Raw genomic sequence first — 18,760 nt, forward strand, 5'->3', positions numbered from 1 at the left:
GTGGGGGTGGATCGAGGTGGCCGGCACGCTCATTGTTACCGCCGCCTGTTCTGCTTGCGCCGACGTACGATCATCGCGTCGCTGGACTTCTTGGTCCGCCGGGTCCGGCCCTCGGGACGGCCCTTCGGGTTGACCGGGTGGCGGCCACCGGAGGTCTTGCCCTCACCACCACCGTGCGGGTGGTCGACCGGGTTCATGGCGACACCACGCACGGTGGGCCGACGGCCCTTCCAGCGCATACGGCCGGCCTTGCCCCAGTTGATGTTGCTCTGCTCGGCGTTGCCGACCTCGCCGACGGTCGCGCGGCAGCGCACGTCGACGTTGCGGATCTCACCGGAGGGCATCCGGAGCTGGGCGTACGGGCCGTCCTTGGCGACGAGCTGCACACTGGCGCCGGCGCTGCGGGCGATCTTGGCGCCGCCGCCGGGGCGCAGCTCGATCGCGTGCACCACGGTGCCGGTCGGGATGTTGCGCAGCGGCAGGGCGTTGCCCGGCTTGATGTCGGCGCCGACGCCCGAGCTCACCATGTCGCCCTGGCGCAGCTTCACCGGGGCGAGGATGTAGCGCTTCTCGCCGTCCAGGTAGTGCAGCAGCGCGATGCGCGCGGTGCGGTTCGGGTCGTACTCGATGTGCGCGACCTTGGCCGGCACGCCGTCCTTGTCCCGGCGGAAGTCGATGAGCCGGTAGGCGCGCTTGTGGCCACCGCCCTGGTGCCGGGTGGTGATCCGCCCGTGGACGTTACGACCGCCCTTGGAGTGCAGCGGCCGGACGAGGGACTTCTCGGGGTGATCACGGGTGATCTCGACGAAGTCGGCGACGCTCGACCCACGACGCCCCGGCGTCGTCGGCTTGTACCTACGAATACCCATGCTCTACTTCCGATCCGACGCCGGGCTGTGCGGCACCCGGGTGAGCCCCACGCGGGTGTCAGGCACCGGGGCCTCCGAAGATCTCGATGGTGTCACCGGGCGCGAGGCTCACGAGCGCACGCTTCGTGGCCGGGCGGTGTCCCCAGCCGGACTTGGTCCGCTTGCGCTTGCCCTGCCGGTTGATCGTGTTGACGCTGGTGACCCGCACGTTGAAGATCTTCTGCACGGCGAGCTTGATCTGCGTCTTGTTGGCGTCGGGGCGGACGATGAACGTGTAGACGTTCTCGTCGAGCAGGCCGTAGCTCTTCTCGGAGACGACCGGGCGAAGAATGATGTCACGCGGGTCGGGGATCACTTGTCCTCCTGCTCGCCGGCCGAGATCGCCGGACGGGAGCCACGCGCGAGGAACGCGGCGAGCGCGCCCTCGGTGAACACCACGTCGTCGCTCACCAGCACGTCGTACGTGTTGAGCTGGCCCGGGTCGAGCAGGTGCACGGCCTCGACGTTGCGCAGGCTGAGCCAGGTCAGCTCGTCCGAACGCTGCGCGACGACCAGCACCCGGCGGGCGTCGACCAGGCTGGTCAGCGCCTTGAAGGCGGCCTTCGTGGACGGCGCGTCGCCGGCGACCAGTGCGGAGACCACGTGCACCCGGTCGTTGCGGGCCCGGTCGGACAGGGCCCCGCGCAGCGCGGCGGCCTTCATCTTCTTGGGCGTGCGCTGCTCGTAGCTGCGCGGCGTCGGGCCGTGGACGATTCCACCACCGGTGAACTGCGGCGCACGCAGCGAACCCTGCCGCGCCCGGCCGGTGCCCTTCTGGCGGTACGGCTTGCGACCACCACCGCGAACCTCGCCGCGGGTCTTGGTGGAGTGCGTGCCCTGTCGTGCCGCGGCGAGCTGCGCCACCACGACCTGGTGGATGAGCGGCACGTTGAGCGGCACGTCGAAGACGGCGCCCGGCAGCTCGACGCTGCCCGCGTCGCCACCCGCCGGCGCGTGCACCGGGACCGTGCGGTCGACCGGCGCATCCACCTCGACGGAGGCTTCCTCAGTCACTGTTGCCGTCGCGCTCATGCCGAGGCCTCCTCAGCGGTGCCAGCGGTCGCACCTTCGGCCACCGGAGCGAGCGGCTCCGGCGCGGGCCGCTTGGCCGCGCTGCGCACGAAGACCAGACCGCCGTCGGGGCCGGGGACCGCACCCTTGATCAGCAGAAAACCACGCTCGGTGTCCACGGCGTGGATGGTCAGCCCGGCCACGGTGACCCGGGCGTGCCCCATCCGACCGGCCATCCGCAGGCCCTTGAAGACCCGGCCCGGGGTGGCACAGCCACCGACCGATCCCGGGGAGCGGTGCTTGCGCTCGACGCCGTGACCGGCGCCCAGGCCCTTGAAGCCGTGCCGCTTCATGACACCGGCGAAGCCCTTGCCCTTGGAGGTGCCGGTGACGTCGACGACCTGACCGGCGTCGAACAGCTCACCGGTCAGCTCCTGGCCGGCCCGGTAGTTGCCGGCGTCCGCCGTGCGGAGCTCCACCAGGTGCCGCCGGGGGGTGACCCCGGAGGTCTCGAAGTGGCCTCGCAGCGGCTTGTTGATCCGACGCGGGTCGATCTCGCCGAAGCCGAGCTGGACGGCGGAGTAGCCGTCGTTGTCGAGCGTCTTGACCTGAGTCACGACGTTGGGGCCGGCCTGAATGACGGTGACCGGCACGACGCGGTTGTTCGCGTCCCATACCTGGGTCATCCCGAGCTTGGTGCCCAGGAGCCCTCTGTAATTGCGGTTGAGCATGACTGGCGCCGGCCCCTCTTACAGCTTGATCTCGATGTCCACGCCGGCGGGCAGGTCGAGGCGCATCAGCGAGTCGACCGTCTTCGGCGTCGGGTCAAGGATGTCGATCAGCCGCTTGTGCGTCCGCATCTCGAAGTGCTCGCGGCTGTCCTTGTACTTGTGCGGCGACCGGATGACGCAGTAGACGTTCTTCTCCGTCGGCAGCGGCACCGGACCCGCGACCTGCGCACCGGTACGCGTCACGGTCTCGACGATCTTCCGCGCCGAGCTGTCGATGACCTCGTGGTCATAGGCCTTGAGCCGGATGCGGATCTTCTGTGCCGCCATGGTGGGCTTCGCCTGTCCTGTCTGTCTCGTCCGGCCGGTATCACTACCGGGTCCCCGTCGACCTGTCCGGCGCTGCGCGGCGCGGGCTGCCGTCGGGATCGACGGCCTGCCCGGCCGGGCCGGATTCGTGCCGGGTGTACCGCCTTGTCTGACGCCTATCGGTTCCGCAACGCGGCCCGCAGGCAACTTCCGTGCCCGGTCTCGCGCTGACCCGGGGCGATCGGAGTCGCCCCGGCGTGCCGCCGGGCAGCAAGAGCGGGCGGCGGGGCCCCGTGGGGCACCCGCCGCCCGCCGCTACTACTTGATGACCTTCAGAACCTGGCCCGCGCCGACGGTCCGGCCACCCTCGCGGATGGCGAAGCGCAGACCTTCCTCCATGGCGATCGGCTGGATGAGCTCGACCGTCATCTCGGTGTTGTCGCCCGGCATGACCATCTCGGTGCCCTCGGGGAGGGTCACGACGCCGGTCACGTCGGTGGTGCGGAAGTAGAACTGCGGCCGGTAGTTCTTGAAGAACGGCGTGTGCCGCCCACCCTCGTCCTTGTTGAGGATGTAGACGCGCGCCTCGAACACCGTGTGCGGGGTGATCGACTTCGGCTTGACGATGACCTGGCCGCGCTCGACGTCCTCGCGCTTGATGCCACGCAGGAGCAGACCGACGTTGTCACCGGCCTGGCCCTCGTCGAGCAGCTTGCGGAACATCTCGACGCCGGTCACGGTCGTCGTCGTGGTCGCGTCCTTGATACCGACGATCTCGACGGTCTCGTTGACCTTGACGATTCCACGCTCGATACGGCCGGTGACGACCGTGCCACGACCGGTGATCGTGAAGACGTCCTCGATCGGCATGAGGAACGGCCGGTCGATGTCACGCTCGGGCTCGGGGATGGACTCGTCCACCGCCGCCATGAGCTCGAGGAGCTTCGCGCCCCACTCCTTGTCGCCCTCCAGCGCCTTGAGCGCGGAGACGCGGATGACCGGCACGTCGTCGCCGGGGAACTCGTAGGTGTTCAGGAGCTCCCGGACCTCGAGCTCGACGAGCTCGAGGATCTCCTCGTCGTCGACCATGTCGGCCTTGTTCAGCGCGACGACGATGTAAGGCACGCCGACCTGGCGGGCGAGGAGCACGTGCTCCTTCGTCTGCGGCATCGGGCCGTCGGTCGCCGAGACCACCAGGATCGCGCCGTCCATCTGCGCGGCACCGGTGATCATGTTCTTGATGTAGTCGGCGTGGCCGGGGCAGTCGACGTGCGCGTAGTGCCGCGCGTCGGTCTGGTACTCGACGTGCGCGATCGAGATCGTGATACCGCGGGCCTTCTCCTCCGGCGCCTTGTCGATCTGGTCGAACGGCGTGAAGGGGTTGAGGTCCGGGTGCGCGTCGTGCAGAACCTTGGTGATGGCTGCCGTCAGCGTCGTCTTGCCATGGTCGATGTGACCGATGGTGCCGATGTTGACGTGCGGCTTGGTCCGCTCGAACTTCTGCTTCGCCACTGGTGTCCCTCCAAGGACGGGTGGTGTCGTGCGTGTCTCGTCGTCAGTGGGCCGGCACTGTCGTCAGTGGTGCCGGCACGGGGCCCGCTTGGAAGGCCTGACTACTCGCCCCTTGCCTTCGCGATGATCTCCTTGGCGACGTTCGCGGGAACCTCGGCATAGGAGTCGAACTGCATCGAGTAACTCGCCCGACCGGAGGTCTTCGAACGCAGGTCGCCGACGTACCCGAACATCTCCGAGAGCGGGACCAGGGCCTTGACGATGCGGGAACCGCCTCGCTCGTCCATCGCCTGGATCTGCCCACGGCGTGAGTTCAGGTCGCCGATCACGTCACCCATGTGGTCCTCGGGTGTCGTGACCTCGACCGACATCAGCGGCTCGAGGATGACCGGGTCAGCCTTGCGCGCCGCGTCCTTGAAGGCCATCGAGCCGGCGATCTTGAAGGCGAGCTCCGAGGAGTCCACCTCGTGGAACTGACCGTCCCGCAGGGTGACCTTGACGTCCACCAGCGGGTAGCCGGCCAGGACGCCGAACTCCATGGCCTCCTGGCAGCCGGCGTCCACCGAGGGGATGAACTCCTTGGGGATGCGACCGCCGGTGACCTTGTTCGAGAACTCGTAACCGCCGCCGTCGCCGCCGGAAGGCTCGAGGTCGATGATCACGCGGGCGTACTGACCGGAGCCACCCGTCTGCTTCTTGTGGGTGTAGTCGACCTTCTCCACCTTGCGGCGGATGGTCTCCCGGTAGGCCACCTGCGGCTTACCGACGTTGGCCTCGACACCGAACTCGCGGCGCATCCGGTCGACCAGGACGTCGAGGTGCAGCTCGCCCATCCCGGCGATGACCGTCTGGCCGGTCTCCTCGTCGGTGCGGACCTGGAAGGTCGGGTCCTCTTCGGCGAGACGCTGGATCGCGGTGCCCAGCTTCTGCTGGTCGGCCTTGGTCTTCGGCTCGATGGCGACGTCGATGACCGGGGCAGGGAAGATCATCGACTCGAGGATGACCGGCGAGTTCGGGTCGCACAGCGTGTCACCGGTGGTGGTGTTCTTCAGGCCCACCACGGCGACGATCTGGCCGGCGCCCGCGCCCTCGCGGTCCTCCCGGTGGTTGGCGTGCATCTGGAGGATGCGGCCGATCCGCTCCTTGCGGTCCTTGGTCGAGTTCAGGACCGCGGAACCACCACTGATCTTGCCGGAGTACACCCGGATGTAGGTCAGCTTGCCGACGTACGGGTCCGACATGATCTTGAAGGCGAGAGCGGAGAACGGCTCGCTCTCGTCGGCCTTGCGGACGACCTCGGTGTCCTCGTTACCGACCGAGTGGCCGGTGACCGAGCCGATGTCGGTCGGCGAGGGCAGGAAGTCGATGACCGCGTCGAGCATGGGCTGGACGCCCTTGTTCTTGAACGCGGAACCGCAGAGCACAGGGTTGATCTTGCTGCTGACGGTCGCCCGCCGCAGCGCCGCCATGAGCTGCTCCTCGGTGGGCTCGACGCCCTCGAGGTAGAGCTCCATGAGCTCGTCGTCGTTCTCGGAGACGGTCTCGACCAGCTTCTCCCGCCATTCCTGCGCGGCTTCGGCGTGGTCTTCGGGGATGTCGACCGTCTCGTACGAGGCGCCCTTGTCCTCGGTGTGCCAGAGCAGGCCCTTCATGCGGATCAGGTCGATCACGCCGCGGAAGTCGGCCTCGACACCCCAGGGCAGCTGGATGACGGCGGGCGTCGCGTCCAGCCGGTCGATCATCATGTCGACGCAGCGGTGGAACTCGGCGCCGACCCGGTCCATCTTGTTGACGAACGCGATCCGCGGGACGTCGTAGCGGTCGGCCTGCTTCCACACCGTCTCGCTCTGCGGCTCGACGCCGGCGACGGCGTCGAACACGGCGACCGCACCGTCGAGGACCCGCAGCGACCGCTCCACCTCGACGGTGAAGTCGACGTGGCCCGGAGTGTCAATGATGTTGATGGTGTGATCGCGCCACGAGCAGGTGGTGGCGGCGGAGGTGATGGTGATCCCCCGCTCCTGCTCCTGCTCCATCCAGTCCATCGTGGCGCCACCCTCGTGGACTTCACCGATCTTGTAGTTCACACCGGTGTAGTAGAGGATCCGCTCGGTGGTCGTGGTCTTGCCCGCGTCGATGTGGGCCATGATCCCGATGTTGCGGGTCGCGGCCAGCGCGGCACGTACGTCAGCAGACATGATGGCTTACCAGCGGTAGTGGGCGAAGGCCTTGTTGGACTCCGCCATCTTGTGGGTGTCCTCCCGGCGCTTCACGCTCGCGCCGAGGCCGTTGCTCGCGTCGATCAGCTCGTTCATCAGACGCTCGGTCATCGTCTTCTCACGACGGCCACGGGCGTACCCGACGATCCAGCGCAGAGCCAGCGTGGTGCTGCGGCCCGCGCGAACCTCGACCGGCACCTGGTAGGTGGCGCCACCGACTCGGCGGCTGCGCACCTCAAGGGTGGGCTTGACGTTGTCCAACGCGCGCTTGAGCGTGACGACCGGGTCGTTGCCGGTCTTGTTCTTGGCGCCCTCGAGCGCGCCGTAGACGATGCGCTCCGCCACCGACTTCTTGCCGCTCAGCAGCACCTTGTTGACCAGAGCGGTCACCAGCGGCGAGCCGTAGACCGGGTCGACAACGACGGCGTGCTTGGGCGCGGGCCCCTTGCGCGGCATCAGCCCTTCTCCTTCTTCGCGCCGTAGCGGCTGCGAGCCTGCTTCCGGTTACGGACGCCCTGCGTGTCGAGAGCGCCACGGACAATCTTGTAGCGAACGCCCGGAAGGTCCTTCACTCGGCCACCGCGCACCAGGACGATCGAGTGCTCCTGCAGGTTGTGACCAACCCCGGGGATGTAGGCGGTGACCTCGATCCCGCTGTTCAGCCGGACTCGAGCGACCTTGCGCAGCGCCGAGTTCGGCTTCTTGGGCGTGGTCGTGTAGACGCGGGTGCACACGCCACGACGCTGCGGGCTCCCCTTGAGTGCCGGGGTCTTGGTCTTCTCGACCTTGTCCTGCCGGCCCTTGCGGACCAACTGCTGGATCGTGGGCAACGCCGCTCCCGTTCCTTCGTGCCTCGTCGTACTCGTCGGCAGCCATCCCGGATGGCCGGCCTGTCTGCCTGCTGTGTAACGGTGCCGCTCCTGGCCGTCTGGCACGGAGTGTGAGCGCCGGTGTGCCCCTCTGCCGACCCACGCGGTCGGGCGTGTCGCACCTTCCGAACGATTCGGATGATCCGAACTGTCCCAGAAGGAGCGCGCCCACCCGACTGCCAGTCGGCCCGAACCTGACAGTCACCGACGGCTGCCTGATCACCTGGCCGCCCGGTTCATGCGGACCTCAGTCCAGCAGGAACCTAGCGGCTGGTTCTCGGCGCCACGGCGCCACGACAGGGCGCAGGACACACGCCAGAGCCACGTGGGCTCCAGCCACAGGCACCAACATTACTCCACGCCCGCGTCAAGTGTCGAACGGGGTATCAGCCGACGACCACGACACCCGGGATCGGGCAACCGATGCCCTGGCCTGCGGCTTCTCCGTCCACCGCAAGGCCCACACCGACGGGTCCGATCATCGGTGCGCTACCGGTGTCTTTCTGCCGTGTTGCCCGCGAGTGTTGTTGGAATGTTTGCGACCGGCACTGCTCGTCCCGGCCGTCGCCGGTGGTCATCCCGGTCGTTGCCGACGGGCCGATGACTCGTGGTTCTCGTCGCGACTCGCCACGGCTGCCCAGCTCACCCAAGCCGCCCCGGTCCAGGCCGAGCCGCCCGATCCACCCCAGGACGCCCCTGTCAGCCGTGACTCGCCGGAGCGGCCGATTCCTCGCCCGCAGAGCCCCGGCCGGCCTGGACACCGGAACCAGACCCGGCCGGCCAGCGCTGAAAGGCCCGGTGGAACCGATGACGGACGACGGCCGTGCGGACCTCAGAACAGCCGAAATCCTCGACTCCTGCCTGGCGGCGGCCGCGTAACAGCGGCGGCAGCCAGCGGCGGCTACGGCGCGGAGCCATTTCTTGTAACCGCGATCCCCGGTCCTTCGCCCGGCCCGTCGGATGGCTGGGCGGCGCCGAGGTGAAGGATGGCACCGTGCGCAGTTCTCCGTCGTTTCCCGCCGCCTCCGAGCCACCGACCGCCGCCCCGACGCCCGGCGCGGCCCGCACAGGCGGCACAGGCGACACGGCCGGCACAGGCGGCGCAGGCGACACGGCCGGCACGGCAACCCGCCAGCGGGAGCTGCCGGCCCGGCCCAGCCGTGCGGAGGTGCTCGCCGCCTACGGCAGGACCGTCCCCGACCTCGTCGGCCCCGAGACCCGGGTGCTGCTGTGCGGCATCAACCCGTCGCTGGAGTCCGGAGCGACCGGATTCCATTTCGGGACGCCGAGCAATCGACTGTGGCCGGTCCTGCACCTGGCCGGCTTCACCCCCAGACGGCTGCATCCATCGGAGACCGACGAACTGCGGGGCTGCGGCATCGGCATCACCAATCTGGTGCACCGGGCCACGGCGCGTGCCGACGAGATCGACGACGGCGAGGTGCGGGCGGGCGTGGCAACCCTCACCGCGCTGGTGGAACGGGTCCAGCCGGAGTGGGTGGCATTCCTGGGGCTGGCCGCCTACCGCATCGGCTTCGGCCGGCGGGYGGCGAAGGTGGGCCGGCAGGCGGAGCGCCTCGGCCCGGCCGGCGCATGGCTGCTGCCGAACCCCAGCGGCCTCAACGCCCACTATCAGCTCCCGGACCTGGTGCGCGTCTACGGCGAGCTGCGCGAGGCGGTGAGCGGGTCAGGCCCGCTCCCGCCCGGCTGAGCCGCCGAGGCTCTCCACCGTGACGGTGGGATAGGGATCGGCCAGCCGGCCGAGATCCGACGCGTCGCCGGTGAGGATCACACCACCACCGGCCTCGACAGCGGCGGCCACCGCGTGCGCGTCGGCGAGATACCGGGAACCGAGCCCGGCCTGGGCCAGCACCGCGCCGACGAGCCGGGCCATCGAGCGGTCGGTGTCGCGCAGGCACAGCGCCTCGGCATCCCGGGCGAGCAGGGCGTCCACCGCGGCGCTGCGGCCCGCGCCGCGGTAGAGCTCGGCGAGGACAGCGGAGGGCACGACGACGTCGCGGTCGAGCCGCGCCGCCGCCCGCAGCCAGTTCCGGACCTGAGCACGGCTGCGGTGGTCGCGCTGGAGCAGCGCGTTGACCGCCTCCGCGTCCAGCACGAGCCTCACGCCGACGGACCCCCGAGCAGCCGCATGTAGCCCTCGGTCTCCCGCTCGTCCGCCGCCGGATCACGCTCGGGCGCCTCGGCGTCGAGGCGGTCGACGAGGGCCGCCAGGGCCCGCTGACGCCGCCGCCGGTGCAGTTCGTCCCGCAGCGCCAGGTTGACCTGTGCCGAGAGGTTCTCCCCGGTGGCCTCCAGCTCGGCGACGAGGTCCGCGTCCAGCGTGATCGAGACCTTGCGCTTGGCCGACGAGCCGGAGACGCCTGGCTGGAGCCTGCTCATTTCCAACACCGCCACCGTCATGGATCAATCCTACTGTGATCCTACTGTGATCCCACCCCGAGCGCACGCCCCGTGACACGCCCAGGAACGCGAAAAGCCCGGCAGGCCCACCTGATGTGGGCCTGCCGGGCCGGGCCGCCGTCACACCGGCCGGGCGGGCTGGTCGGCCCGCCCGGAGCGGATCAGCGGTAGTCGCCGGAGCTGCGGTAGTCGAACTCGTCCAGCGGGACGGCCTGGCCGGAGCCGGCACCGAACGCGCCGTACTCGACCGAGCCGCCGTCGTCGTAGCCGCTGACGGAGTACATCGCCGCACGCGCCTCGTCGGTCGGCTCCACCCGGATGTTGCGGTACCGGGAGATACCGGTACCCGCCGGGATGAGCTTTCCGATGATGACGTTCTCCTTGAGGCCGACCAACGAGTCCGAACGGGCGTTGATCGCCGCGTCGGTGAGCACCCGGGTGGTCTCCTGGAAGGAGGCCGCCGACAGCCACGACTCGGTGGCCAGCGACGCCTTGGTGATACCCATGAGCACCGGACGGGCCGAGGCCGGCTGACCGCCGGTCTCCACCACGCGGCGGTTCTCGCTCTCGAACCGGGCCCGCTCGACGAGCTCGCCGGGCAGCAGCGCGGTCTCCCCCGACTCCAGCACGTTCACCCGCTTGAGCATCTGGCGGATGATGATCTCGATGTGCTTGTCGTGGATCGACACACCCTGCGACCGGTACACCTCCTGCACCTGGTCGACCAGGTGCAGCTGCACCTGGCGCGGGCCGAGGATGCGCAGCACCTCGTGCGGGTCGACGGCACCGTCGATGAGCTGGGCGCCGACATCGACCCGCTCGCCCTCCCGCACCCGCAGCCGGGAGCGGCGGGACACCGGGTAGGCGATCTCCTCGCTGCCGTCGTCGGGGACGATGACGACCTTGAAGGTCTTCTCCGTCTCCTCGATCTTTACCCGGCCGACCACCTCGCTGATCGGGGCCTTGCCCTTGGGGCTACGGGCCTCGAACAGCTCGACGACTCGGGGCAGACCCTGGGTGATGTCGTCACCGGCGACACCACCCGAGTGGAAGGTACGCATCGTCAGCTGCGTACCCGGCTCACCGATCGACTGGGCCGCGACGATACCGACGGCCTCACCGACGTCCACCAGCTTGCCGGTGGCCAGCGAGCGGCCGTAGCACTGCGCGCAGACGCCCATCCGCGACTCGCAGGTGAGCGCCGAGCGCACCCGCACCGTCTCGATGCCGGCCTCGATGATCTGGCCGATGACCACGTCACCCGCGTCGGCCCCGGCCGGGACGACGACCTCGCCCTGGGCGTCGACGGCGTCGGAGGCCAGCGTGCGGGCGTACGCGGAGGTCTCCGCGTAACGGTCGCGCACCAGCGTTCCGTCCGGGCCCTTGCGCGCGATCCGGGTGAGGATGCCACGCTCGGTGCCACAGTCGTCATCGCGCACGATGACGTCCTGGCTGACGTCGACCAGACGACGGGTCAGGTAGCCGGAGTCGGCGGTCCGCAGGGCGGTGTCCGCGAGACCCTTACGGGCACCGTGCGTCGAGATGAAGTACTCGAGCACGGTGAGGCCTTCGCGGAAGTTCGCCTTGATCGGCCGCGGGATGATCTCACCCTTGGGGTTGGAGACCAGGCCACGCATGCCGGCGAGCTGCCGGATCTGCATCATGTTTCCGGCGGCCCCGGAGTTGACCAGCGTGTAGACCGGGTTGGTCTCCGGGAAGTTCGCCTCCATGGCCTCGGCGATCTTGTTCGTCGCCTCGGTCCAGATCTGGACCAGCTCGCTGCGGCGCTCCTCGTCGGAGAGGAAACCGCGGTCGAACTGCTTCTGCACCCGGTCGGCCCGCTGCTCGTACTCGTCGAGGATCTCGCCCTTGTTCGGCGGGGCGATGACGTCCTCGATCGCGACCGTCACACCGGACCGGGTGGCCCAGTAGAAGCCGGCGCTCTTGAGGGCGTCCAGCGTCGCCGCCACCTGGATCTTCGGGTACCGCTCGGCCAGGTCGTTGACGATCGCGGCCTGTGCCTTCTTGTTCAGCTGGGCGTTGATGAAGGGGTAGCCCTCCGGCAGCGCCTCGTTGAGCAGGCAGCGCCCGAACGTGGTCTCCAGGGTGAACGGGTCACCCGGCAACCAGTCCGCCGGCGGCACCCAGTCGGTCGGCGGCGTGCTCTCCCGCAGCCGCACCTGGATGCGGGCCTGCAGCTGGATCTCACGCGCGTCGAAGGCCATCTGCGCCTCGGCCACGCCGGAGAAGTACCGGCCCTCGCCGAGCGCGCCGTCAGCCATCCGGGACAGGTGGAACACCCCGGTGACCATGTCGAGGCTGGGCATGGCCAGCGGACGTCCCGACGCCGGCGACAGGATGTTGTTGCTCGACAGCATCAGGATCCGCGCCTCGGCCTGCGCCTCGGCGGACAGCGGCAGGTGCACCGCCATCTGGTCACCGTCGAAGTCGGCGTTGAAGGCGGTGCAGACCAGCGGGTGGATCTGGATCGCCTTGCCCTCGACCAGCTGCGGCTCGAACGCCTGGATGCCGAGCCGGTGCAGGRTCGGCGCCCGGTTGAGCAGCACGGGGTGCTCGGTGATGACCTCTTCGAGCACGTCCCACACGACGGGGCGGGCCCGCTCGACCATGCGCTTCGCCGACTTGATGTTCTGCGCGTGGTTGAGGTCGACCAGCCGCTTCATCACGAACGGCTTGAACAGCTCCAGCGCCATCTGCTTGGGCAGGCCGCACTGGTGCAGCTTCAGCTGCGGGCCGACGACGATGACCGAACGGCCGGAGTAGTCGACCCGCTTGCCGAGCAGGTTCTGGCGGAACCGGCCCTGCTTGCCCTTGAGCATGTCGGACAGCGACTTGAGCGGACGGTTGCCGGGCCCGGTGACGGGCCGGCCGCGGCGGCCGTTGTCGAACAGCGCGTCGACGGCCTCCTGCAGCATCCGCTTCTCGTTGTTGACGATGATCTCGGGCGCGCCGAGGTCGAGCAGCCGCTTCAGCCGGTTGTTCCGGTTGATGACCCGGCGGTACAGGTCGTTCAGGTCGGACGTCGCGAACCGGCCACCGTCGAGCTGCACCATCGGGCGCAGGTCCGGCGGGATGACCGGGACGCAGTCCAGCACCATCCCCATCGGGGAGTTGCGGGTGTTGAGGAACGCCGACACGACCTTGAGCCGCTTGAGCGCGCGGGCCTTCTTCTGCCCCTTGCCGCTGCGGATGGTCTCGCGCAGCGACTCCGCCTCGGAGGCCAGGTCGAACTCGGAGAGCCGGCGCTGCAGCGCCTCGGCGCCCATGCCGCCCTCGAAGTACTGGCCGAACCGGTCGCGCAGCTCGCGGTAGAGCAGCTCGTCCGGTTCCAGGTCCTGGACCTTCATGTTCTTGAAGCGCTCGAAGACCCGCTCGAGGTCGTCGATCTTGCGCTGCGAACGGTCCCGGATCTGGCGCATCTCGCGCTCGGCCGACTCGCGGACCTTGCGGCGCGCGTCGCCCTTGGCCCCTTCGGCCTCCAGCTGCGCGAGGTCCTCCTCCAGCTTGCGCTGGCGGGTCTCGACGTCGGCGTTCTTCTTGTCCTCGAGCTGCTGCTTCTCGACGCCGATACGGGCCTCGAGAGTCGGCAGGTCGCGGTGCCGACCGTCGGCGTCGACCTTGGTGATCATGTAGGCGGCGAAGTAGATGACCTTTTCCAGGTCCTTCGGCGCCAGGTCCAGCAGGTAGCCGAGACGGCTCGGCACACCCTTGAAGTACCAGATGTGGGTCACCGGGGCGGCGAGCTCGATGTGGCCCATCCGCTCACGACGCACCTTGGCGCGGGTTACCTCGACGCCACAGCGCTCACAGATGATGCCCTTGAACCGGACCCGCTTGTACTTCCCGCAGTAGCACTCCCAGTCCCGGGTCGGACCGAAGATCTTCTCGCAGAAGAGCCCGTCCTTCTCCGGCTTGAGGGTGCGGTAGTTGATCGTCTCCGGCTTCTTGACCTCACCGAACGACCACTGGCGGATGTCGTCCGCGGTGGCCAGACCGATGCGCAGCTCGTCGAAGAAGTTGACGTCCAGCAAGACTGTCGCCTGCTCTCTCTTTCTCAGTCGGGACGCTGCCGGGGCCCCCGGTCAGGCACCGGTGGGTGCCGCGCCGGGTGGCACGAGTGGACGGGGTCGGGGGCCTGGCCTGGCTAGACCAGGCCCCCCGTCACGTCAGACCTCCTCGACGCTGCTCGGCTCACGCCGCGACAGATCGATACCGAGCTCCTCCGCCGCGCGGAAGACGTCCTCGTCGGTGTCCCGCATCTCGATCGAGACACCGTCGCTGGACAGCACCTCGACGTTGAGGCACAGCGACTGCATCTCCTTGATGAGGACCTTGAACGACTCCGGGATACCGGGTTCCGGGATGTTCTCGCCCTTGACGATGGCCTCGTAGACCTTGACGCGGCCCACGACGTCGTCGGACTTGATCGTCAGCAGCTCCTGCAGGGCGTAGGCGGCGCCGTACGCCTCCAACGCCCACACCTCCATCTCGCCGAACCGCTGGCCACCGAACTGCGCCTTACCACCGAGCGGCTGCTGCGTGATCATCGAGTAGGGGCCGGTCGACCGGGCGTGGATCTTGTCGTCGACCAGGTGCAGGAGCTTGAGGATGTAGATGTAGCCGACCGCCACCGGGTACGGGTAGGGCTCCCCCGTGCGGCCGTCGAACAGCTCGGCCTTGCCCGAGGAGCCGATGAGCTGCGTACCGTCCCGGTTCGGCAGGGTGGCGTCGAGCAGGCCGGTGATCTCCTCCTCGCGGGCGCCGTCGAAGACCGGCGTCGCCACGTTCGTTCCGGGCGGGGCGGCGTCGGCGCCGATACCGCGCAGGCGCTCCTTCCAGTCCTCGGAGCCGGAGTCGACCTGCCACCCGGTCTTGGCCACCCACCCGAGGTGGGTCTCCAGGATCTGGCCGATGTTCATACGCCGCGGCACGCCGTGCGGGTTCAGGACGACGTCGACCGCGGTGCCGTCGGAGAGGAAGGGCATGTCCTCGACGGGCAGGATCTTGGCGATGACACCCTTGTTGCCGTGGCGGCCGGCGAGCTTGTCACCATCGGTGATCTTCCGCTTCTGGGCCACGTAGACGCGGACCAGCTCGTTCACACCCGGCGGCAGCTCGTCGCCGTCCTCCCGGGAGAACACGCGGACGCCGATGACCTTGCCGGACTCGCCGTGCGGCACCTTCAGCGAGGTGTCACGGACCTCCCGCGCCTTCTCACCGAAGATCGCGCGCAGCAGGCGCTCCTCCGGGGTCAGCTCGGTCTCACCCTTCGGGGTGACCTTGCCGACCAGCACGTCACCGGGCGAGACCTCGGCACCGATCCGGATGATGCCGCGCTCGTCGAGGTCCGCCAGGACCTCCTCGGCCACGTTCGGGATGTCCCGGGTGATCTCCTCCGGGCCCAGCTTGGTGTCCCGGGCGTCGACCTCGTGCTCCTCGATGTGGATCGAGGAGAGGACGTCGTCCTGGACGAGGCGCTGGGAGAGGATGATCGCGTCCTCGTAGTTGTGCCCCTCCCACGGCATGAAGGCGACGAGCAGGTTCTTGCCCAGCGCCATCTCGCCGTTGTCGGTGCACGGACCGTCCGCGATGACCTGGCCGGCCTCGACCCGGTCCCCCTCGAAGACGATCGGCTTCTGGTTGATGCAGGTGCCCTGGTTCGACCGGCGGAACTTCGCCAGCCGGTAGGTGCGCCGGGTGCCGTCGTCGTGCATGACGGTGATGTAGTCGGCCGACAGGTCCTCGACCACACCGGACTGCGCGCAGACGACGACGTCACCGGCGTCCTTGGCCGCGCGGGCCTCCATGCCGGTCCCGACCAGCGGGGACTCCGAACGCAGCAGCGGAACCGACTGGCGCTGCATGTTCGAGCCCATCAGGGCGCGGTTGGCGTCGTCGTGCTCGAGGAACGGGATCATGGCCGTCGCCACCGACACCATCTGGCGCGGCGAGACGTCCATGTAGTCGACCTCGTCCGGCGGGATGAACTCGACCTCACCGCCCTTACGGCGGACCAGGACGCGCTCCTCGGCGAACGAGCCGTCCGCGTTCAGCGGGGTGTTCGCCTGCGCCTTGACGTGCCGGTCCTCCTCGTCCGCGGTCAGGTAGTCGATCTGGCCGGTGACCCGGCCGTTCTCCACCTTGCGGTACGGGGTCTCGACGAAGCCGAACGGGTTGACCCGCGCGAACGTCGACAGCGAGCCGATCAGACCGATGTTCGGGCCTTCCGGCGTCTCGATCGGGCACATCCGGCCGTAGTGGCTGGGGTGCACGTCACGGACCTCGAAGCCGGCCCGCTCCCGGGACAGACCGCCGGGGCCCAGCGCCGACAGACGGCGCTTGTGGGTCAGGCCGGCCAGCGGGTTGGTCTGGTCCATGAACTGGGACAGCTGGCTGGTGCCGAAGAACTCCTTGATGGAGGCGACGACCGGCCGGATGTTGATCAGGGTCTGCGGCGTGATCGCCTCGACGTCCTGGGTCGTCATGCGCTCGCGCACGACGCGCTCCATCCGGGCGAGGCCCAGGCGGACCTGGTTCTGGATGAGCTCGCCGACGGTGCGCAGACGCCGGTTACCGAAGTGGTCGATGTCGTCGACCTCGTAGGTGTCCGGCTCCTGGCCCGCGTGCAGCTTGACGATGTACTCGATCGTGCGGACGACGTCGTCCTCGGTGAGGACGCCGACGTCGTACGCGACCTCGAGCTCCAGCTTCTTGTTGACCTTGTAGCGACCGACCTTGGCCAGGTCGTAGCGCTTCGGGTTGAAGAAGAGGTTCTCCAGCAGGGTCTGCGCCGACTCCCGCGTCGGCGGCTCGCCCGGGCGCAGCTTCCGGTAGATGTCGAGCAGCGCGTCGTCCTGGCTGGAGGTGTGGTCCTTCTCCAGCGTCACCCGCATCGACGGGAACTCGCCGAACCGCTCCAGGATGCGCGCCTCGTCCCAGCCCAGCGCCTTGAGCAGCACGGTGACCGACTGGCGGCGCTTGCGGTCGATGCGCACGCCGACGGTGTCCCGCTTGTCGATCTCGAACTCGAGCCAGGCCCCCCGCGAGGGGATGATCTTGCAGGAGAAAAGGTCCTTGTCGGACGCCTTGTCGATCGCCTTCTCGAAGTAGACGCCCGGGGAACGGACGAGCTGGCTGACCACCACGCGCTCGGTGCCGTTGATGACGAACGTGCCCTTCGGCGTCATGAGCGGGAAATCGCCCATGAACACCGTCTGGCTCTTGATCTCGCCAGTGGTGTTGTTGGTGAACTCGGCGGTGACGAACAACGGCGCCGAGAACGTCATGTCCTTGTCCTTGCACTCCTCGACGGAGTACTTGGGAGGCTCGAACCTGTGATCCCGGAAGGACAGGGACATCGAGCCGGAGAAGTCCTCGATCGGGGAGATCTCCTCGAAGACCTCCTCGAGCCCGGAGGTGATGGGAACGTCGTCCTTACCGGCGTCGATGCTCTCCTGGACCCGCTCYGCCCAGGCGTCGTTACCGATCAGCCAATCGAACGACTGCGTCTGCAGGGCGAGAAGATCCGGGACCTCGAGAGGCTCGATGATCTTGGCGAACGAGATGCGGGAGGCGGAACGCGAGGCGGCCAAGGTGGTCCTTCCGGTGGCCTGATCGTGGGGCTGGCGTCGCGGATGTCAAGGATCCGTTTGGGGGTGGTCAGGTGATCAGTGTCTCGCTACGGTTATGCGGAACATCGGCGGGGGGTGCCCCGGCAATGCGACGATCCCGAGAGAGAGGCTCCTTCGCCGATACGACAGTCCGTCGGGCAATGCCCGCCCCCGCGGACGCCTGCGCGAACGGGGCGGTCGGGCCGAACCGGCCGAGTGGATCGAGCGGAGCAGCCGGGGCAGAGGTCCACGGGGCATCCGGGCCAGCGAGGGCTCCGGGCACGACAAAGCCGCCGCGGGTCTGGTCGGCAGGCGCTGGAATGCCCAGGCGCCGCCGGCGCGGCGGTCTCGGATCGGTGTGTCGGTGCAAGGGCGAGAAGTCTCGTTCGGGTCTCGTTGCGGACAGCCGGGCCGCCGTGCTCGCGAACGAGGCACGGCCACGCCGCTCTCGCGTCACCCGAACCCGCTGAGGCGGCGAGCCCTCGGCCACTGGGCCAGAGAGCCGCGGACCGCTCCGCAGCGCGAACCCGATCACCCGATGGGGCCGGATCCCGATGTCGAACGTGTTACCGACGAGCCCGATGTAACGAGAAAGACAGCGCAAACTAGCAGTGTAGCCGAGGGCTTCACTGCTGGCAAGGACGAGACATGATCAAGTCACGCGCCGCTTCCCGACGAAGGTTCGCAAAACGATGGAACTCCGTTGCCCGGGAGCTCGTCAAGGGCCCGAAGCCAACATCGTCTCGGGCAAGGGCCCGCGCTGACTGGCAGTTCCGGCCGAGGCCGGCCCCGGAGGCGGGGTCAGCCCGCCGCCGAGAGCCCGCCCGCCGCATACGGACATGCGTCGTGAAAAGGCCATTCATGCATGAAGACGGCGATTCGAGCAGGCGGTCCGCCTCCCGGCCCGGCCGCCCGCAGGCCGCCAGCCCCCCGCACCTCGTCACGCTGCGCACCGGCCCCGACCGACGGACAGCACATAGGTCTTACCACCGATGGCGCCCGTCTGACGCCCGCCACCAGTCGGCGTCGCCGCTGCGACCAAGTACGGCCTGAGGATCGCGGTCGCCAGGACGGCGATCCTCGGCTCTTCGAGCTGCCGCTACTGCCGCCGCCGCGGCCACTGCCGTCGGCCAGGACTTGAGGATCCTGGCC

General features: G+C 68.8%; 14 protein-coding genes. 1 reads left to right on the forward strand and 13 read right to left on the reverse strand.

Features of this window, described 5'->3' with window-relative positions:
• Nucleotides 1-35: 35 nt before the first annotated feature.
• The 9 genes from rplB to rpsL all read right to left on the reverse strand — a co-directional run bounded on the left by rplB (nucleotide 36) and on the right by rpsL (nucleotide 7,517).
• On the reverse strand, nucleotides 36-869 hold the full coding sequence (gene rplB / locus CcI49_RS16345) for a 50S ribosomal protein L2 (protein WP_006539135.1): 834 nt from the start codon (nucleotides 867-869) through the stop codon (nucleotides 36-38).
• Between the two features lie 58 nt (nucleotides 870-927).
• The gene (gene rplW / locus CcI49_RS16350; protein ID WP_006539134.1) at nucleotides 928-1,224 is read right to left on the reverse strand and encodes a 50S ribosomal protein L23; all 297 of its coding nucleotides are present in this window, start codon (nucleotides 1,222-1,224) and stop codon (nucleotides 928-930) included.
• The gene (gene rplD, locus CcI49_RS16355; protein WP_054570430.1) at nucleotides 1,221-1,940 is read right to left on the reverse strand and encodes a 50S ribosomal protein L4; all 720 of its coding nucleotides are present in this window, start codon (nucleotides 1,938-1,940) and stop codon (nucleotides 1,221-1,223) included. The genes rplW and rplD overlap by 4 nt, the downstream gene beginning before the upstream one ends.
• Nucleotides 1,937-2,650, reverse strand: coding sequence for a 50S ribosomal protein L3 (gene rplC, locus CcI49_RS16360; RefSeq protein ID WP_054570429.1), 714 nt, complete (start codon nucleotides 2,648-2,650; stop codon nucleotides 1,937-1,939). Before rplC ends, rplD begins: the two co-directional genes overlap by 4 nt.
• 18 nt (nucleotides 2,651-2,668) lie before the next feature.
• Nucleotides 2,669-2,977, reverse strand: coding sequence for a 30S ribosomal protein S10 (gene rpsJ / locus CcI49_RS16365; RefSeq protein WP_006539131.1), 309 nt, complete (start codon nucleotides 2,975-2,977; stop codon nucleotides 2,669-2,671).
• Nucleotides 2,978-3,274: 297 nt separating this feature from the next.
• Complete coding sequence (gene tuf / locus CcI49_RS16370; RefSeq protein ID WP_054570428.1) at nucleotides 3,275-4,468, reverse strand: elongation factor Tu; 1,194 nt, start codon at nucleotides 4,466-4,468, stop codon at nucleotides 3,275-3,277.
• Nucleotides 4,469-4,569: 101 nt separating this feature from the next.
• Nucleotides 4,570-6,666, reverse strand: coding sequence for an elongation factor G (fusA, locus tag CcI49_RS16375; protein WP_054570427.1), 2,097 nt, complete (start codon nucleotides 6,664-6,666; stop codon nucleotides 4,570-4,572).
• A 6-nt stretch (nucleotides 6,667-6,672) separates the two neighbouring features.
• Nucleotides 6,673-7,143, reverse strand: coding sequence for a 30S ribosomal protein S7 (gene rpsG, locus CcI49_RS16380; protein ID WP_006539128.1), 471 nt, complete (start codon nucleotides 7,141-7,143; stop codon nucleotides 6,673-6,675).
• Complete coding sequence (rpsL, locus tag CcI49_RS16385) at nucleotides 7,143-7,517, reverse strand: 30S ribosomal protein S12 (protein WP_009740532.1); 375 nt, start codon at nucleotides 7,515-7,517, stop codon at nucleotides 7,143-7,145. The genes rpsG and rpsL overlap by 1 nt, the downstream gene beginning before the upstream one ends.
• 1,180 nt (nucleotides 7,518-8,697) lie before the next feature.
• Between rpsL and mug the strand changes: the two genes are divergently transcribed.
• Nucleotides 8,698-9,267: a G/U mismatch-specific DNA glycosylase gene (gene mug, locus CcI49_RS16390; RefSeq protein WP_076827764.1), complete on the forward strand. Its 570-nt coding sequence runs from the start codon at nucleotides 8,698-8,700 to the stop codon at nucleotides 9,265-9,267.
• Here mug and CcI49_RS16395 read toward each other — a convergent pair.
• From CcI49_RS16395 to rpoB, 4 genes are all read right to left on the reverse strand, one after another.
• Complete coding sequence (locus CcI49_RS16395; RefSeq protein ID WP_054570426.1) at nucleotides 9,244-9,681, reverse strand: PIN domain-containing protein; 438 nt, start codon at nucleotides 9,679-9,681, stop codon at nucleotides 9,244-9,246. The genes mug and CcI49_RS16395 overlap by 24 nt on opposite strands.
• Entirely contained in the window at nucleotides 9,678-9,977 is a 300-nt protein-coding gene (locus CcI49_RS16400; protein ID WP_054570425.1) for a type II toxin-antitoxin system CcdA family antitoxin, read from the reverse strand. Before CcI49_RS16400 ends, CcI49_RS16395 begins: the two co-directional genes overlap by 4 nt.
• 161 nt (nucleotides 9,978-10,138) lie before the next feature.
• Nucleotides 10,139-14,029 (reverse strand): DNA-directed RNA polymerase subunit beta', encoded by a 3,891-nt coding sequence (locus CcI49_RS16405; RefSeq protein WP_076827559.1) that lies wholly within the window; start codon nucleotides 14,027-14,029, stop codon nucleotides 10,139-10,141.
• A gap of 135 nt (nucleotides 14,030-14,164) precedes the next feature.
• Nucleotides 14,165-17,590 carry a DNA-directed RNA polymerase subunit beta gene (gene rpoB, locus CcI49_RS16410; RefSeq protein WP_054570423.1) on the reverse strand — a complete coding sequence of 1,142 codons (3,426 nt, stop codon included), beginning with the start codon at nucleotides 17,588-17,590 and terminating at the stop codon, nucleotides 14,165-14,167.
• Nucleotides 17,591-18,760 lie beyond the last annotated feature (1,170 nt).

This window comes from Frankia sp. CcI49 (genome assembly GCF_001983215.1).
Lineage (GTDB): Bacteria > Actinomycetota > Actinomycetes > Frankiales > Frankiaceae > Parafrankia > Parafrankia irregularis.

Coding starts and splice junctions, on each gene's coding strand:
- rplB (WP_006539135.1), bottom strand. CDS start 869: ATGGGTATTCGTAGGTACAAGCCGACGACGCCGGGGCGTCGTGGGTCG.
- rplD (WP_054570430.1), bottom strand. CDS start 1,940: ATGAGCGCGACGGCAACAGTGACTGAGGAAGCCTCCGTCGAGGTGGAT.
- rplC (WP_054570429.1), bottom strand. CDS start 2,650: ATGCTCAACCGCAATTACAGAGGGCTCCTGGGCACCAAGCTCGGGATG.
- rpsJ (WP_006539131.1), bottom strand. CDS start 2,977: ATGGCGGCACAGAAGATCCGCATCCGGCTCAAGGCCTATGACCACGAG.
- fusA (WP_054570427.1), bottom strand. CDS start 6,666: ATGTCTGCTGACGTACGTGCCGCGCTGGCCGCGACCCGCAACATCGGG.
- rpsG (WP_006539128.1), bottom strand. CDS start 7,143: ATGCCGCGCAAGGGGCCCGCGCCCAAGCACGCCGTCGTTGTCGACCCG.
- CcI49_RS16400 (WP_054570425.1), bottom strand. CDS start 9,977: ATGACGGTGGCGGTGTTGGAAATGAGCAGGCTCCAGCCAGGCGTCTCC.